This is a genomic window from Thalassococcus halodurans (assembly GCF_900108225.1).
GTDB lineage: Bacteria > Pseudomonadota > Alphaproteobacteria > Rhodobacterales > Rhodobacteraceae > Thalassococcus > Thalassococcus halodurans.
In genome coordinates, this window is the sequence record NZ_FNUZ01000002.1 from 294649 (window position 1) to 310368 (window position 15720).

The 15720-nt window shown below is 57.1% G+C and carries 17 protein-coding genes; 12 read left to right on the forward strand and 5 right to left on the reverse strand.

Annotated elements, in window-relative coordinates:
* Positions 1 to 4: 4 nt before the first annotated feature.
* Positions 5 to 1474 (forward strand): ribosome biogenesis GTPase Der, encoded by a 1470-nt coding sequence (der, locus tag C4S59_RS06405; RefSeq protein ID WP_103909654.1) that lies wholly within the window; start codon positions 5 to 7, stop codon positions 1472 to 1474.
* 99 nt (positions 1475 to 1573) lie between these two features.
* Here der and C4S59_RS06410 read toward each other — a convergent pair whose 3' ends face one another.
* The gene (locus C4S59_RS06410) at positions 1574 to 2293 is read right to left on the reverse strand and encodes a hypothetical protein (RefSeq protein ID WP_103909655.1); all 720 of its coding nucleotides are present in this window, start codon (positions 2291 to 2293) and stop codon (positions 1574 to 1576) included.
* Entirely contained in the window at positions 2290 to 3582 is a 1293-nt protein-coding gene (gene serS / locus C4S59_RS06415) for a serine--tRNA ligase (RefSeq protein WP_103909656.1), read from the reverse strand. Before serS ends, C4S59_RS06410 begins: the two co-directional genes overlap by 4 nt.
* Positions 3583 to 3853: 271 nt before the next feature.
* On the opposite strand from serS, the gene yajC reads away from it, so the two are divergent.
* From yajC to C4S59_RS06465, 10 genes are all read left to right on the forward strand, one after another.
* Complete coding sequence (gene yajC / locus C4S59_RS06420) at positions 3854 to 4141, forward strand: preprotein translocase subunit YajC (protein ID WP_103909657.1); 288 nt, start codon at positions 3854 to 3856, stop codon at positions 4139 to 4141.
* A gap of 34 nt (positions 4142 to 4175) precedes the next feature.
* Entirely contained in the window at positions 4176 to 5837 is a 1662-nt protein-coding gene (secD, locus tag C4S59_RS06425; RefSeq protein WP_103909658.1) for a protein translocase subunit SecD, read from the forward strand.
* A gap of 15 nt (positions 5838 to 5852) precedes the next feature.
* Positions 5853 to 6821 carry a protein translocase subunit SecF gene (secF, locus tag C4S59_RS06430; RefSeq protein ID WP_103910299.1) on the forward strand — a complete coding sequence of 323 codons (969 nt, stop codon included), beginning with the start codon at positions 5853 to 5855 and terminating at the stop codon, positions 6819 to 6821.
* A gap of 43 nt (positions 6822 to 6864) precedes the next feature.
* Complete coding sequence (locus C4S59_RS06435; RefSeq protein ID WP_234994728.1) at positions 6865 to 7575, forward strand: sulfite exporter TauE/SafE family protein; 711 nt, start codon at positions 6865 to 6867, stop codon at positions 7573 to 7575.
* A 1-nt stretch (position 7576) separates the two neighbouring features.
* A complete protein-coding gene (locus C4S59_RS06440) occupies positions 7577 to 7930 on the forward strand; it encodes an Mth938-like domain-containing protein (protein ID WP_103909660.1) in 354 nt (117 codons plus the stop codon).
* Positions 7931 to 7993: 63 nt separating this feature from the next.
* Positions 7994 to 8608 carry a heme ABC exporter ATP-binding protein CcmA gene (ccmA, locus tag C4S59_RS06445; protein ID WP_103909661.1) on the forward strand — a complete coding sequence of 205 codons (615 nt, stop codon included), beginning with the start codon at positions 7994 to 7996 and terminating at the stop codon, positions 8606 to 8608.
* Entirely contained in the window at positions 8605 to 9261 is a 657-nt protein-coding gene (gene ccmB / locus C4S59_RS06450; protein WP_103909662.1) for a heme exporter protein CcmB, read from the forward strand. The genes ccmA and ccmB overlap by 4 nt, the downstream gene beginning before the upstream one ends.
* Positions 9262 to 9331: 70 nt before the next feature.
* A complete protein-coding gene (locus C4S59_RS06455) occupies positions 9332 to 10078 on the forward strand; it encodes a heme ABC transporter permease (RefSeq protein ID WP_103909663.1) in 747 nt (248 codons plus the stop codon).
* The gene (gene ccmD / locus C4S59_RS06460; RefSeq protein ID WP_200813175.1) at positions 10075 to 10233 is read left to right on the forward strand and encodes a heme exporter protein CcmD; all 159 of its coding nucleotides are present in this window, start codon (positions 10075 to 10077) and stop codon (positions 10231 to 10233) included. Before C4S59_RS06455 ends, ccmD begins: the two co-directional genes overlap by 4 nt.
* Complete coding sequence (locus C4S59_RS06465; protein WP_234994700.1) at positions 10226 to 10768, forward strand: DsbE family thiol:disulfide interchange protein; 543 nt, start codon at positions 10226 to 10228, stop codon at positions 10766 to 10768. Before ccmD ends, C4S59_RS06465 begins: the two co-directional genes overlap by 8 nt.
* Here the strand turns inward: C4S59_RS06465 and C4S59_RS19575 are convergent.
* Together C4S59_RS19575 and acnA are read right to left on the reverse strand one after the other, a co-directional pair.
* On the reverse strand, positions 10762 to 10911 hold the full coding sequence (locus C4S59_RS19575) for a hypothetical protein (RefSeq protein WP_160006770.1): 150 nt from the start codon (positions 10909 to 10911) through the stop codon (positions 10762 to 10764). The genes C4S59_RS06465 and C4S59_RS19575 overlap by 7 nt on opposite strands.
* A 236-nt stretch (positions 10912 to 11147) precedes the next feature.
* Complete coding sequence (acnA, locus tag C4S59_RS06470; RefSeq protein ID WP_103909664.1) at positions 11148 to 13832, reverse strand: aconitate hydratase AcnA; 2685 nt, start codon at positions 13830 to 13832, stop codon at positions 11148 to 11150.
* 229 nt (positions 13833 to 14061) lie between these two features.
* Between acnA and C4S59_RS06475 the strand changes: the two genes are divergently transcribed.
* Entirely contained in the window at positions 14062 to 14757 is a 696-nt protein-coding gene (locus C4S59_RS06475) for a DUF1223 domain-containing protein (protein ID WP_103909665.1), read from the forward strand.
* Here C4S59_RS06475 and C4S59_RS06480 read toward each other — a convergent pair.
* On the reverse strand, positions 14721 to 15644 hold the full coding sequence (locus C4S59_RS06480; protein WP_268810621.1) for a lysophospholipid acyltransferase family protein: 924 nt from the start codon (positions 15642 to 15644) through the stop codon (positions 14721 to 14723). The genes C4S59_RS06475 and C4S59_RS06480 overlap by 37 nt on opposite strands.
* Between the last annotated feature and the right edge of the window lie 76 nt (positions 15645 to 15720).

Below are 15720 nucleotides of genomic sequence, written 5' to 3' on the forward strand. Positions count from 1 at the left end.
CGAAATGTCATTCACACTCGCCATCGTTGGACGGCCCAATGTCGGAAAGTCCACATTGTTCAACCGACTTGTCGGCAAAAAGCTGGCGTTGGTGGATGACCAGCCCGGTGTCACACGTGACTTGCGTGAAGGTGCCGGCAAACTGGTGGATCTGCGCTTTACCGTGATCGACACCGCCGGTCTGGAAGAAGCGACGGATGAATCCCTGCAAGGCCGGATGCGCAAGCTGACCGAACGCGCGGTGGATATGGCCGACATCTGCCTGTTCATGGTGGATGCCCGCACGGGTATCACCCCGACCGACGAAGTCTTTGCCGAAATCCTGCGCAAGCGTGCCGATCACGTTTTGCTGGCTGCGAACAAGGCCGAAGGCCGCGCGGCTGAGGGCGGGGTGCTTGAAGCATGGAACCTTGGTCTGGGCGAACCGATCCCGCTGTCTGCGGAACACGGCGAAGGCCTAAACGAGCTTTATTCCGCTTTGCTGCCTTTGGCCGAAGCCTATGAAGAGAGCGCCGCGGAAGCAGAGGAAGAAAGCCCAGAGGTTTCCGTTGAACTCGACGACGATGATTTCGAGGATGAAGACAACATCCCCATGCCGACGGCGAAAAAGCCGTTGCAGGTGGCGGTCGTCGGGCGTCCGAACGCGGGTAAATCCACACTTATCAACCAGTTGCTGGGCGAAGACCGTCTGCTGACCGGTCCCGAGGCCGGGATCACGCGCGACGCGATTTCGCTGAATTTGGATTGGAAGGGTGTTCCAACCCGTATCTTTGACACCGCCGGTATGCGCAAACGCGCGAAGGTTCAGGAAAAGCTGGAAAAGCTGTCGGTCTCTGACGGTCTGCGTGCCGTCAAGTTTGCCGAAGTTGTTGTCGTTCTGCTGGACGCAGCCATCCCCTTTGAACAGCAGGATTTGCGGATTGCGGATCTGGCCGAACGGGAAGGCCGCGCGGTTGTCGTGGCGGTCAACAAATGGGATCTGGAAGACGAGAAAAATGAAAAGCTGAAGGCATTGAAGGAAGCGTTCGAGCGCCTTCTGCCGCAGCTGCGCGGTGCACCTTTGGTGACGGTCTCTGCTCGGACCGGCCGCGGAATGGACCGCCTCCACGAGGCGGTGATGCGTGCGTACAGAACATGGAACGCACGTATTTCGACAGCACGTTTGAACCGCTGGCTGGAAGGGATGATTTCATCCCACCCGCCGCCTGCGCCGCAAGGCAAGCGGATCAAGCTGCGCTACATGACGCAAGTGAAAACGCGTCCGCCGCATTTCGTGGTGATGTGTTCTCATCCGGACAAGTTGCCGGATAGCTATTCGCGTTATCTTATCAATGGCTTGCGTGCCGACTTTGACATGCCGGGCACACCCATTCGCCTGACCATGCGCGGCCAGTCGGACAAGAACCCGTACAAGGGCCGTCGCAAGACGAACGCCGGTGCGTTGACCAAGCATTTGGGTAAGAAGAAGTCGTGAGTTTACGTTGCAAGTAAGCTACGCAGGTTAGAGGGCTTTGCCCTCTCTTGTGTCTTCGGCACAATTCACTCCCAAGGTATTTCGGGAAAGAAAATACTGCTATTCAGTGTCCGTCCCGCGCACTGCGAGGATCGCAAGAATGCCGATGACGCACAGGCCGGATACGGCGATGTTCAATGGCTGGCTGTTGGACACGATGATGCCGACCAGCGCCCAGATCACAGCGAGGCCATACTCGGGCGCTCGGTGCAGTGAGAATTGGATGAAAAGCGCGATGGTCAGGGCGAGAGACAAAGAGACCAAAGCGGCCAGCGTGCCGTTCAGGATGCCATAGCCTGCCAGCATGAGGCCCACGGAAACGCAGGACGCCGCTGTCAGCCAGCCCGCGTAGATGGCGACAGGAGACAGTTGTAGCCAACGATCTTCGTCACCCAGTTTGTAAAGCGCCATGACAGCTGTGCCCAGCATCAGCCAGATCATCACAGTGGCGACAGGGACCGACAGATTGGCAGCAGGGATCCACGCGGTGCCAATGACAAGGCTTGCGGCCAGCCACGGACGGGCAGGTGCCCAGTCTTCGTCTGTTGCGCGGCGGAGCAGGCCGAAACCGGTTCCGATGATCAGCCAGAGGTAAATCAACCCCCAGATGGAAAACGCATAGCCCGCCGGTTGGACCGGCGGGTTGTCTTGCGGGACAGGAAACTGATCCGGTGAGAACCCGTTAAAGCCGTCTGACAGAAAGGGCGACGCCGCAAAGGCGAGCGCCGCTAATGCCGTCACAAAAGCCCAGAGTACTTTCGGAAAGTCCTGTTTGATCATTCAAGATGCCCCTCGGGTGTCAGGCGTGTTTTGCCACGCAACCAAGGATGCAACGCTTCAGGAAGCAAAACGGATCCATCTTCTTGTTGGCCGTTTTCCAGAACCGCGATCAGGCAGCGACCGACCGCAAGGCCGGAACCGTTCAGCGTATGGACAAACTCGGGTTTGCCACCGGCAGAGGGCTTAAAGCGTGCATTCATACGGCGCGCCTGGAAATCACCACAGACCGAGACCGAGCTGATTTCGCGGTATTTGTCCTGACCGGGCAGCCAAACCTCGATGTCGTGGGTGCGGCGCGCGCCAAAGCCCATATCGCCTGTGCACAGAACAACGGTGCGATAGGGCAGGCCCAGCTTTTCCAGAATGCCCTCGGCGCAGCGCGTCATGCGGTCCAGTTCTTCGCGGCTTTTGTCCGGATGCGTGACCGACACCATCTCGACCTTTTCGAACTGGTGCTGGCGCAGCATACCGGATGTGTCGCGACCCGCGCTGCCCGCCTCGGAGCGGAAACACTGGGTGTGAGCCACATAGCGGCGGGGCAAGTAGTCTTCTTCGATCGTCACGCCGTTGACAATGTTGGTCAGTGTGACCTCGGCCGTGGGCACCAGCCACCAACCTTCGCGGGTCTGATAGCTGTCTTCACCGAACTTGGGCAACTGGCCTGTGCCGTACATCATTTCGTCCAGCACGAGGACAGGTGTCCACGTCTCGGACAGGCCATTTTCTTCGATATGCGTGTCCAGCATGAACTGGGCCAACGCACGGTGCACGCGTGCGACGCCACCCGACAGCACGACAAAGCGCGAACCGGACAGTTTGGCGGCAGTTTCGAAATCCATTCCCGGCTTAACGCCAGTGATTTCAAAGTGTTCCTTAGGCGCGAAATCAAAGCTGCGCGGTGTGCCCCATGTGTGCATTTCGACGTTGTCGTCTTCATCTGCGCCCTCTGGGACTTCGTCGTAGGGCAGGTTGGGGATGCCCATCAGCAGATCGTTCAGCTTTTCATCGAGCGCTTTGGCGTTGGCCTGCATTTCGGCGACCTCGGCCTTTTTGGCGGCAACCAGTGTGCGAAGGCGTTCGAATTCAGCCTCGTCACCGCTGGCTTTGGCCTTGCCAATTTCCTTGGAAGCGCGGTTCTGATCGGCTTGTGCGGTTTCGGCGGCGTGGATCGCTGCGCGGCGCTCTTCGTCAATCGCGATGATTTCAGAGGAGACAGCGGCATTCCCACGACGAGACAACGCAGCGTCGAACGCAGCGGGGTTTTCGCGGATGGCACGGATGTCATGCATAGTCTTGCTCCTCTGACATGGTTGATGCGGCGCGGTATGCCCCGAATCCATCAGGAATAGAAGCGGTTTCAGCAGGCGGGAATTTGATGGTTTCAGTCCTGCAACAGAGGGCTGCATCGGGAAACCGCGATATAAGTTGGTTCGCCGTATGCGGGAAAGCGTGCCAAGCAAGCAGAACAGGGGTCAGGCGACCTTGCAAAGCGCTAACGCAGCCCATAGGTTCCCCGCAAAATTGAGGCGGCCGCCTCTGACCAACTAAAGGAGTCGCCCCATGGAAGGCAACGCATTCGCGCAATTCGTCCCCCTTATTCTGATCTTTGCGATCATGTATTTCCTGCTGATCCGTCCGCAGCAGAAAAAGATGAAAGAACATCAGAAGATGGTCGAGGGTCTGCGCCGTGGTGACGTGGTTGTCACCCAAGGCGGCCTGATCGGCAAAGTGGTCAAAGTGAAAGAGGCCAACGAGGTCGAGGTCGAACTGGCCGAAGGCGTGAAAGTTCGCGTGGTTCAGTCCACCATTTCTCAGGTCATGTCCAAGACCGAGCCGGCGGATAGCTGATCTTTCCCTGATCCAATAACAAAAGGCGGCATTTATGTTGCAAATCGATACATGGAAACGCGTCCTGATCTGGAGCGTTCTGGTCATCGGGGTGATCCTGTCACTGCCCAACGCGTTTTACACCCGTGTCGAACAGCATAATGACGCCGTTACGGCCATTGAACGTCAGGGCGAGACGGAAGAACGTCTTGCCGCTGCCGAAAGCTGGCCGTCTTATGTGCCCTCAGGTCTGGTCAATCTTGGTCTGGACCTGCGTGGCGGTGCGCACCTTCTGACAGAAGTGCGTGTTGGAGACGCATACGCGTCGCGGATGGAGGCCCTGTGGCCCGAAGTTCGCGATGCGCTGCGTCCGCTTCGCTCCGAAATCGGTACTATCCGACTTCAACAGGGCGATCCTGCTGAGCTGCGGGTCAAAATCTCTCAGCCGGAAGGAATGGCCACCGCTTTGGCCGAGGTTCGCAAACTGGCTGCGCCTGTTGTGTCCGTTGCTGCAGCTGGTGAAACCGATATCGTTGTAACGGGTGAAGAGGACGATCTGGTCGTCCGTTTGTCCGAGGCTGAACAGCGCGCGACAGATGATCGTACACTTAGCCAGACGCTGGAAATCATCCGTCGCCGGATTGATGAGGTAGGCACACGCGAACCGACGATTCAGCGTCAGGGCTCTGACCGCATTCTTATTCAGGTGCCGGGCATTGGGTCTGCGGCAGAACTGAAAGAAATCATCGGCACAACCGCGCAACTGACCTTCCAACCGGTCGTTCGCCGCGCCGCAAACGCCGAGGCCGACGCGGGCGTTGGCAATGAAGTCCTGCCGTCTCTGGATGAAGGCGATGGCTTCTATGTGGTCGAGAAAGCGCCAGTTGTGACGGGCGAGGAACTGGTTGATGCACAGCCGAGCTTTGACCAGAACGGGCGTCCTGCGGTCAACTTCCGCTTTAACACATCGGGTGCACGGAAATTCGGCGATTACACAGCTGAAAACATTGGCGAACCCTTTGCCATTGTTCTGGATAACGAAGTAATCAGCGCGCCTGTCATTCAGGCGCACATCGCGGGTGGTTCCGGCATTATTACCGGTAACTTCAATGTCGAAGAAAGCACAAAGCTGGCCGTTCTGCTGCGTGCAGGTGCGCTGCCTGTTGGTCTGGATTTCCTTGAAGAACGGACGATTGGCCCGGAACTGGGGCAAGACAGCATCGATGCGGGTAAAGTCGCCTGTATGGTGGCAGGTGTCGCCGTCCTGGCCTTTATGTTCTTCAGCTATGGTCTGTTCGGTTTCTTCGCCAACATCGCGCTGATCCTGAACATCGCGATGCTGTTTGGTCTGCTCAGCCTGATTGGCGCGACGCTGACGCTGCCGGGTATTGCAGGTATCGTTCTGACAGTCGGTATGGCCGTCGACGCGAACGTGCTGATTTTCGAACGTATCCGTGAAGAACTGAAAACCGCCAAAGGCCCTGCGCGTGCCATCGAACTGGGGTACGAAAAGGCGCTGTCGGCGATTGTGGATGCGAACATCACAACGATCATCACGGCGATCATCCTGTTTGTGATGGGCTCGGGCCCTGTGCGTGGTTTTGCCATCACCTTGGGCTTTGGCATCATCACATCCGTGTTCACAGCCATCTACGTAACACGTCTGTTCGTGACCATGTGGTTCGAACGCAAGCGTCCCAAAGCCATCGTCGTATAAAGGATCAAACACATGATGCGTATCAAGCTTGTTCCTGAAGAGACGAAATGGGACTTTTTCTCGAAGTCGAAAATCTGGCTCGGGATTTCAATGTTTATGATCGTGATCGCCTTTGCGTCGTTCATGATTCAGGGCCTGAACTTTGGGATCGATTTCCGCGGCGGTACAACCGTCCGGACAGAAAGCACCGAAAACATCGACGTTGGTCAATACCGCGCGGCACTGGCAGAACTGGAGCTCGGCGATGTTGTCATTTCCGAGGTCTTTGATCCGTCTTTTCGGGAAGACCAGCACGTCGCCATGATCCGGATCGAGGCGCAGGATGATCAGGAAGCGGTGCAAAGTGATGTCATCGCCGCCATGTTGGCCGCGCTGCAAACCGTGTCGCCGGACATCAAATTCACATCGGTCGAAAGCGTTGGCCCGAAAGTCTCCGGTGAATTGATCAAGACGGCGGCTTTGGCCGTTGTCGCAGCGATTGGCGCGGTTCTGGTGTATATCTGGCTGCGGTTCGAATGGCAGTTTGCCTTGGGCGCGGTTCTGGCGCTTGTGCACGACGTGGTGCTGACGATTGGTGTCTTTTCGGAACTGCAAATCCGGTTCGATCTGGCCATCATCGCGGCGCTTCTTACCATCGTGGGCTATTCGCTGAACGATACTGTGGTCGTGTTTGACCGCGTTCGTGAAAACCTGATCAAGTACAAAAAGCTGGACCTGAAAGAGGTCCTGAACATGTCGATCAACCAGACACTCAGCCGGACCTTGATGACCTCGGTCACAACGCTGATCGCGCTTATTGCTATGTTCGTTCTGGGCGGGGACGTGATCCGTGGTTTCATCTTTGCGATGATCTGGGGCATTTTCGTCGGTACATATTCGTCGATCTTCGTGGCGTCTGCGCTTCTGAACGTCCTTGGCGTCAAGCGCGACTGGACAAAGACCGACGGAAACGCAGGCACGCAGTTCTCGGGTATCGATGCTTGATTGGATGCCAGCGGCGTTATCGCCGCTGGATCTATCCTTGCTTGTGGCCCTTATGGGGGGCGCAGGTGTGGTCTACGGATTTGCGGGCTTTGGATCGGCGCTAATCTTTCTGCCGATCGCCGCGATCCTTATGCCGCTGGAAACAGCGATTGTTGCCTTTAATATCGGTGCATTGGCCTCGGTCGTCTCGGTCTTTCCGGCGGCAGTAAGGCAGGTCGATAAAACGGCAGTGTCCATTCTGATCGGCGCGTCCCTAATCACGGTTCCCATTGGTCTGATATTCCTAAAGGCAGGCGATCCCATTGCGTTGCGTTGGGGCGTGGTGATCGCGACCTTTCTGACGCTCGTGGCGCTTGTCTCAGGTTGGCGCTATTCCGTCACGCCAACCAACGGTGTGCGCGCGGCCATTGGTGCGGCAACCGGGCTTTTGGGTGGGGCAACAGGCCTGATGGGACCCATTATGATTCTCTTTCAGCTGTCCGGACAGTCGGGCGCGGCGCAGGCACGGGCGAACACGCTGGTGTTTCTGACCACCACGAGCTTTCTTGTGCCGCCGATTTACTGGCTGAACGGTCTTTTGACAGCCGAGGCGCTATATCTGGGCGCGATCTTATGGGTGCCCTATGCAATTGGCACCCGAATTGGGGGCAAGATATTCAACCCCATGCATGAGCGACTTTACCGATGGGTGGCCTATGTGGTTATTCTGTTGGCAGTGATCGTGGGTCTGCCAGTAGACATCGGGGGTTTCTAGAATGCGGTTGAACGAAATTACCTACACCGACGCAAAGCCGGTCGATGGTTACGGCCCAGGCTTTTTCCGTGTCGCAGGCAAAGTCCAAGAAGGGAACCTGTTGCTTTCACAATCCGGAGTGGCCACGTGGGGCGGCTTGGATGATGTTGAAGCCTTGCTGCCTTTGGCGGGCCAGATCGACGTTTTGTTTGTGGGCACAGGCCAGGAAATCCGCCATCTGCCCGCAGCCGTTCGCACCGCGCTTGAACAGGCGGGCATTGGCGTTGAAACGATGAATTCGCCGTCCGCCTGCAGAACGTACAATGTGCTTTTGTCCGAAGGTCGCCGCGTCGCGCTGGCTGCCGTCGCGGTGTGATAAAGGGGCGCAACATCCATATGCTGCTTTCGCTTTGCGCATAGCACGGGTAAGCCTTGGCGTATGATCCTGACGGCCAACAATCTTAGCGTATCTCGGGGTGGCGTGACCTTGCTGGAAAACGTGTCTTTCACGTTGTCCGAGGGGCAGGCGTTGATTGTCCGCGGCCCGAACGGGTTGGGGAAAACGACGTTGTTGCGCACCGTGTCCGGATTGCAGCCGGTCGAGGAGGGATCGGTCGAGGGCGAAGACAACATCGCTTACGCGGGCCACGCTGACGGGTTGAAGGCGACGTTGACCGTTACGGAAAACCTCCGGTTCTGGGCGGCGATTTTTGGGACATCCGATATTGAACCGGCATTGGAAGGGTTCGACCTTATCCAACTGCGGGACCGTCTGGCGGGTAACCTGAGTGCGGGGCAAAAGCGCCGCTTGGGGCTGGCGCGCTTGATGGTAACGGGACGCAAGCTGTGGGTTCTGGATGAACCTACGGTGTCGCTGGATACAGCCTCGGTCGCATTGTTTGCAGATGCGGTGCGCCGTCATTTGGCAACCGGCGGTGCGGCCTTGATGGCGACCCATATTGATTTGGGTATTCCAGAAGCAGAAGTGTTGGACCTGTCGCAGTTCAAGGTTAAGGCCCCGAAACTCAGCCAGTCAGATGAGGCGTTCCTGTGATTGCTCTGCTGATCCGTGATCTTCGTCTGGCCGTGCGTGCCGGTGGCGGCTTTGGCCTTGGTCTATCGTTCTTTCTGATCGTTACAGTGCTGGTTCCGTTCGGCGTTGGGCCGGAAACAGGACTATTGGCAAAGATCGCACCGGGCATTTTGTGGATCGGCGCACTTCTGTCCTGTTTGCTGTCGCTTGATCGTATCTTTGCGCTGGACTTCGAAGATGGCAGTCTGGATTTGCTGGCCACCGCACCGGTGCCACTAGAAGGCGCTGTGTTGGTCAAGGCGATTGCCCATTGGCTGACCTCGGCGTTGCCTTTGGTCGTTGCAGCCCCTTTGCTGGGCATCTTGCTTAGCCTGCCTGCCGAAGGATTTCTGTGGGTTTTCGTGTCGCTGCTGCTAGGCACGCCTGCATTGTCGGTGATCGGCACATTCGGTGCTGCGCTGACCGTCGGGATCAAGCGTGGCGGATTGCTGCTGTCTTTGCTGGTGCTGCCCTTGTATGTGCCGACGTTGATTTTCGGAGCCGAGGTGGCGCGCCGCGGGGCAGAGGGGTTGGCTGTCGAAACGCCATTGATGCTGCTTGCCGGCATCAGCCTTGGTGCCTTGGCCTTTTTGCCCTTTGCGGCGGCAGCAGTGCTGCGGATGAACCTGAGATGAGCCGTTTTCGTGGACAAAACCCGCGTGGATGTGATTTGTAACCACCCGATACAGGGAATATGAGACGCCTATGTCGATCTGGGAATACGCCAATCCGGTCAAGTTCTTACGCTTGACCGATAAGCTCTTACCACCGCTCGCGATTTTGTCGATCGTGACGCTGATAATCGGTTTGGTTTGGGGCTTCTTCTTTACACCTGATGACTTCCGCCAGGGATCTACGGTTAAAATCATCTATCTGCACGTGCCAGCCGCTTTGATGGCGATCAATGCGTGGCTGATGATGCTGGTGGCCTCTTTGGTGTGGATCGTGCGCCGTCACCATGTGTCTGCTTTGGCGGCCCGTGCCGCAGGGCCCGTGGGCGCCGTGATGACGATCATTGCGCTGGCAACCGGCGCGATCTGGGGCCAGCCGATGTGGGGGACGTGGTGGGCGTGGGACCCGCGCCTGACGTCGTTCCTGATCCTGTTCCTGTTCTATCTTGGGTACATCGCCCTGTGGGAAGCGATTGAAGACAGCGATACTGCCGCTGACCTGACATCCATCCTGTGTCTGGTGGGATCGGTTTTTGCGGTTCTGTCGCGCTACGCGGTCAACTTTTGGAATCAGGGCCTGCATCAAGGCGCGTCTGTCATGCGTGCTGGCGCCATTGCCGGTGACACCGAGGAACGGGTCAGCAACGTTTTTGCCATCCCGCTGTTTGTCAGCATGGCAGGGTTCTTTCTGTTGTTTTTGACTTTGGTTCTGTTGCGCACACGTACAGAAATTCGGTCGCGCCGGATCAAAGCGCTGTTGGCGAAGGAGCGTGCAGCATGATGCCCGAACTTGGTAAATACGCAGGCGCTGTTCTGTCGTCCTACGCTGTATCCTTGGTCTTGCTGGCCGTTTTGGTTCTTCTGAGCCTGATGCGTGCACGCAAGGTGAAAGCAGAACTTGATCAGATTGAAAATCGGAGCAAATCCAATGGCTAATGGCCGCTTGTTGATGTTTTTGCCGCCGCTCATTTTTGCGGGGTTTGCAGGGCTGGCCTACTTCGGAATGCAGCGCGATGACCCTCAGGGGCTACCGTCAACACGCGAAGGCCAGATTGCCCCCGCAATCACGTCCGAGGCGCTTCCGGGCTATGATGCCGTGACAGAAGACATGCTGAAATCAGGCGAGGTGACGCTGGTCAACTTCTGGGCCAGTTGGTGCCCGCCGTGCCGTGCCGAACACCCCAAGCTGCTTGAGATGCAGGAACAAGGCGTGCGGATCATCGGCGTGAATTTCAAGGATCAGGCCGAGCCTGCGTCGTCCTACCTACAAGACAGTGAAAACCCGTTCATCGCAGTGGCCTATGACCCGCGTGGTCGTACAGCGATTGATTGGGGCGTCACAGCGCCGCCAGAGACGTTCATCGTAGACGGTGAAGGGAAGGTGGTCCTGCGTTTCACGGGGCCACTGGTCGGGACAGATTTCGAAACGCGGTTCTTGTCCACGCTTGAAGCGGAACTGGCCGCTCAGTAGACGGTTGTCTGAGACTCGCACACGGCATCGACGTGATGCGTGCACAACGGGTTCAAAGGCTCTGGCCGGATATCACTGGCCAGTGCAGCACCCACTGCCAAAAGCAGTAATACGACACCCTGTAGAACCGTCAAAAGCTTCATGCCTGTCTTCATCCCGTTTTGTTACCGGTACCATTTGGGTAGTTTTTCCCGGATGTGAAGCTGTTGGTTCTAAAGATCAGCAGAAAAATCAGCCGGTGAGCAGTTAATTGCCTGCGGGACGATTGCGATTTCGATGAAACGTCGAAGAAATAGGCACTCATAATATAATAAGGGCCGCGCGTAATGCGCGGCCCCTTCTTTTCATTGGTGGCGCCCCGTAGGACGCCCCATTTGACTTACGACGCAGCCAGGTTGCGCAGCACGTAGTGCAGAACGCCACCGTGTTCGACGTATTCTTTCTCGATCGCTGTATCGATGCGGCACTTCAGATCGATGGTCTTGGTCGAGCCATCTGCAAAAGTGATTTCGCACGGTACGATCGCGCCGGCTGTCACTGTGTCCAGACCTTTGATCGAAACAGTTTCGTCACCTGTCAGACCCAGAGATTTCCGTGTGTCGCCGTTGGTGAATTCGAACGGGATAACACCCATGCCAACCAGGTTGGAGCGGTGGATACGTTCGAAATTTTCAGCGATCACAGCCTTAACGCCCAGCAGAGCTGTACCCTTGGCCGCCCAGTCACGGGACGAACCCGCGCCGTACTGTTCACCACCAAAGATCACCAGCGGTGTGCCCGCTGCCTGATATTCCATCGCGGCGTCATAGATCGACGTCTGTTCGCCGTTCGGGCCTTTGGTGTAACCGCCTTCAACGCCGTCCAGCATTTCGTTCTTGATGCGGATGTTGGCGAAGGTGCCGCGCATCATGACTTCGTGGTTACCACGGCGCGAACCGTAGGAGTTGAACTCACGCACCGGAACCTGACGGTCGATCAGGTACTGACCCGCGGGTGTGGTTTCCTTGAAGGAACCAGCAGGCGAGATGTGGTCGGTTGTGATCATGTCGCCCAACAGCGCCAGAACGCGTGCACCTTCGATGTTTGTGATAACACCGGGTTCCTTGGACATGCCTTGGAAGTAGGGCGGGTTCTGAACGTATGTGGACGATGCCGGCCAGTCGTATGTTTCAGCGTCTGTGGTTTCAACCGACTGCCATTTTTCGTCGCCTTTGAAGACGTCCGCGTACTTGGACTGGAACGCTTCGCGTGTGACGGTCTTTTCGACCAGCTCTGCCACTTCTTGCGTTGTGGGCCAGATGTCTTTCAGGAAGACGTCTTTGCCGTCAGCAGTCTGTGCGATCGGATCGTTGGCCAGATCAATGTTCATTGTACCAGCGATTGCGTAGGCAACGACCAGCGGCGGGGATGCCAGGTAGTTTGCACGTACGTCGGGCGAGATACGACCTTCGAAGTTACGGTTGCCGGAGAGAACCGATGTCGCCACCAGATCGCCTTCGGCAATCGCTTCGGAGATCTCTTTCTGAAGCGGGCCGGAGTTACCGATACATGTGGTACAGCCGTAACCAACAAGGTTGAAGCCAACCTTGTCCAGATCTTCCTGCAGGCCAGCGGCCTCAAGGTAGGCGGAAACAACCTGCGAACCCGGTGCCAACGATGTTTTGACCCAAGGCTTGCGATCCAGACCCAGAGCCGCGGCTTTGCGCGCCACCAGACCCGCGCCGATCATGACGTAGGGGTTGGATGTGTTGGTGCAGGATGTGATCGACGCGATCACGACCTTGCCGGATTCCATGGTGTAGTCTTCGCCAGCGACGGGAACTTCTTTGCCCAGCGGGCGCTTGAAGGTTTCTTCCATCTCTTTGGCGAAAGCCGCTTTGGCGTTGTCCAGCGCAACGTAGTCTTGCGGACGCTTCGGACCGGAGATCGCCGGAACGATTGTGCCCATGTCCAGGTGCAGCGTGTCTGTGTAGATCGGTGCATAGTCCGCACCACGCCAGAAACCGTTTTCTTTCGCGTAGGCTTCGACCAGTGCGATACGGTCTTCTTCACGGCCTGTGTTACGCAGGTAACGCAGTGTTTCGTTGTCGATCGGGAAGAAGCCACATGTCGCACCGTATTCCGGCGCCATGTTCGCGATTGTCGCACGGTCGGCCAGCGGCAGACGATCCAGACCTTCACCGTAGAATTCGACGAACTTGCCAACAACGCCCTTGGCGCGCAGCATTTCAACGACTTTCAGAACGAGGTCGGTACCTGTGGTGCCTTCGACCATCGAACCTGTCAGCTCGAAGCCGATGACTTCGGGGATCAGCATCGAGATCGGCTGACCCAGCATCGCCGCTTCGGCTTCAATACCGCCAACACCCCAGCCCAGTACGGCCGCGCCGTTGACCATGGTTGTGTGGCTGTCTGTACCAACCAGCGTATCTGGATAGGCAACTGTTTCGCCGTTCTGGTCAGTGTCTGTCCAAACGGTCTGCGACAGGTACTCAAGGTTTACCTGGTGACAGATGCCTGTGCCCGGGGGAACAACGCGGAAGTTGTTGAACGCGTTCTGGCCCCACTTAAGGAATGTGTAACGCTCGAGGTTGCGTTCGTATTCGCGGTCAACGTTCATCTGGAACGCGCGCGGGTTGCCGAATTCGTCGATCATGACCGAGTGGTCGATGACCAGATCAACGGGGTTCAGCGGGTTAATCTTTTGTGCGTCGCCACCCAGCGCCTTGATGCCGTCGCGCATCGCTGCAAGGTCAACAACCGCCGGAACGCCGGTGAAGTCCTGCATCAGAACGCGGGCAGGGCGGTATGCGATTTCGCGTGCGGTTTTACCGCCGTTCGCGGCCCAGTCGGAAAACGCCTTGATGTCGTCGACGGAAACGGTTTTGCCGTCTTCGAAACGCAGAAGGTTTTCCAGAACCACTTTCAATGCGGCGGGCAGTTTCGAAAAATCACCAAGTCCCGCTTCCTGAGCTGCTGGGATCGAGTAATAGGCGACACTCTGAGTGCCGGCCGTCAGCGTCTTACGCGTCTTGGCGGTATCCTGGCCTACTGTGATGGGCATGAATTGCCTCCTGGCTTGGGGTGGATGGTATTGGCTTGGATGCTATCTGCATCAAGCCGGCGATGCGTTCAAGAGGGTGAATGGTAAAATGTATACCATTGCACACTGAAAAATGCAGTTTCTTTCTGACGGGCTTCGTTAAAGTCGATCAAACACCATCGCAAAACCTTGATTGGTTATTTCAATCGGCTTCATCTAGGAAAGTTCCGACCAATACAGGACCGAATTAATGCGCTTTGTCAGACATGCTATTGCGGCTGCCGTGATGTCCCTTGCCGGAGTGGCTCAGGCGGACGACTCGATGGTGGTTGTCGAACTGTTTACGTCACAGGGGTGTTCATCCTGTCCTCCAGCGGACGCGTTGCTGAAAGAGCTTTCCAAACGTGATGACGTCATCGCACTGGCTCTTCATGTGGACTACTGGGACTATATCGGCTGGAAGGATGACTTCGCTGATCCCAAGCATGTTGAGCGTCAGAAAGGCTATGCGCGGGTCGCTGGCCGCCGGTCTATTTACACACCACAGATGATCATTGATGGCACGAACGATGTTGTTGGCAACCGCGCCAAGGACGTCGAAATGTTGATCAATCGCCACAAAACCGATCAGGCAACAGTGGCCTTATCGGTGGATCGGTCCGGCGATACGGTGACTGTTCAGGCAAAACGTTTGTCGGGCAGTGGCGCGCTGGACTTGCACTTTATCCGCGTCGATCCCGGCGAGACGGTTCAGATCAAGCGCGGAGAAAACTCCGGTAAAACAATTGATTACAGCCAGATTGTGACGGATTGGACCGCACATTCCGGTTGGTCCGGCACAGGCAGCTACACGGTCGAATTTTCCGCAAAAGGCGATGATGCCGTGGTTGTTCTGGCACAGGAGCCGGATCACGGCTCCATCTTGGCGGCGGCCCGTTTGCGCTGACGCTTGGGTTTCCAGCGGCGGTGAATCCAGAACCACTGTTTCGGATCTTTATAGATCCGCGCTTCCAGACGCTTGGTGACTTCTTCCATCATGGCCACCGGATCGCCGTGTGCGACGGGAGCTTCGAACACCACATCGAAACTGACGCCGTCTTTCTTGCGGATACCAAAAAACGGCACCAGCAATGCGCCGGTTTTCACCGCGATCTCGGCAGCAGAGGTGAGCGTCGGGGCGGGGCGCCCGAGAAAGTCGATCTTGGCACCGGCGCTGTCGTAGACATCGAATAACAACACGGCCATTCCGCCTTCGCGCACGTGCTTGACCAAGCCCATCGTTCCGCGACGGCCCTGTTCAAAAACGGGGCCAGAGAGCGCGTGCATGTTCTTTGCATAGTGGTCATTGAAGAAGGCGTTTTTCATCGGACGGTAGAGACCGCCGATCTGAAAACCGCGCGAAACCAGTGCCGCTCGGGGCGCTTCGAAGTTGCCGTAGTGGCCTGTGACAAATAGTACCGGCTGACCTTCGGCCTTGGCTTTTTCCACTGCGGCCAGTCCATCGCCCTTGATTTCGGCGTTGGACATGCGGCGCAAAAGCCCCTTCACATCGTAGTTTTCGATCATGGTCCGACCGGCGTTATCGGCGACGGCATCCGCGATATGGCGTTTCTGGGCCATGTCCATTTCGGGCCAGACGTGGGTCAGATTGTCGATGGCGCGTTTGCGGTATCCGGCCAGAGGGGCCACGACTTTGGACACAAGTTTGCCCATGACGAACAGGCGGAACCGCAAAGGCAGGCGTAGGGTCAGCCAGATCAGACTGCGCATCACGCGGTCCACGGCCCAGTCCTGCCAAGTGCCGGTTGGTTTATCTGCCTCTGATTGCGTCACGTCCTGCATCCGAATTGAAGCGCGGTCAGGTGGTGATAGGTGTAACAGCAGTCCAGCACAAGGTTAGGGCGGCGGG

Coding starts and splice junctions, on each gene's coding strand:
- der (WP_103909654.1), top strand. CDS start 5: ATGTCATTCACACTCGCCATCGTTGGACGGCCCAATGTCGGAAAGTCC.
- C4S59_RS06410 (WP_103909655.1), bottom strand. CDS start 2,293: ATGATCAAACAGGACTTTCCGAAAGTACTCTGGGCTTTTGTGACGGCA.
- serS (WP_103909656.1), bottom strand. CDS start 3,582: ATGCATGACATCCGTGCCATCCGCGAAAACCCCGCTGCGTTCGACGCT.
- yajC (WP_103909657.1), top strand. CDS start 3,854: ATGGAAGGCAACGCATTCGCGCAATTCGTCCCCCTTATTCTGATCTTT.
- secD (WP_103909658.1), top strand. CDS start 4,176: ATGTTGCAAATCGATACATGGAAACGCGTCCTGATCTGGAGCGTTCTG.
- secF (WP_103910299.1), top strand. CDS start 5,853: ATGCGTATCAAGCTTGTTCCTGAAGAGACGAAATGGGACTTTTTCTCG.
- C4S59_RS06440 (WP_103909660.1), top strand. CDS start 7,577: ATGCGGTTGAACGAAATTACCTACACCGACGCAAAGCCGGTCGATGGT.
- ccmA (WP_103909661.1), top strand. CDS start 7,994: ATGATCCTGACGGCCAACAATCTTAGCGTATCTCGGGGTGGCGTGACC.
- C4S59_RS06455 (WP_103909663.1), top strand. CDS start 9,332: ATGTCGATCTGGGAATACGCCAATCCGGTCAAGTTCTTACGCTTGACC.
- ccmD (WP_200813175.1), top strand. CDS start 10,075: ATGATGCCCGAACTTGGTAAATACGCAGGCGCTGTTCTGTCGTCCTAC.
- C4S59_RS06465 (WP_234994700.1), top strand. CDS start 10,226: ATGGCTAATGGCCGCTTGTTGATGTTTTTGCCGCCGCTCATTTTTGCG.
- C4S59_RS19575 (WP_160006770.1), bottom strand. CDS start 10,911: ATGAAGCTTTTGACGGTTCTACAGGGTGTCGTATTACTGCTTTTGGCA.
- acnA (WP_103909664.1), bottom strand. CDS start 13,832: ATGCCCATCACAGTAGGCCAGGATACCGCCAAGACGCGTAAGACGCTG.
- C4S59_RS06475 (WP_103909665.1), top strand. CDS start 14,062: ATGCGCTTTGTCAGACATGCTATTGCGGCTGCCGTGATGTCCCTTGCC.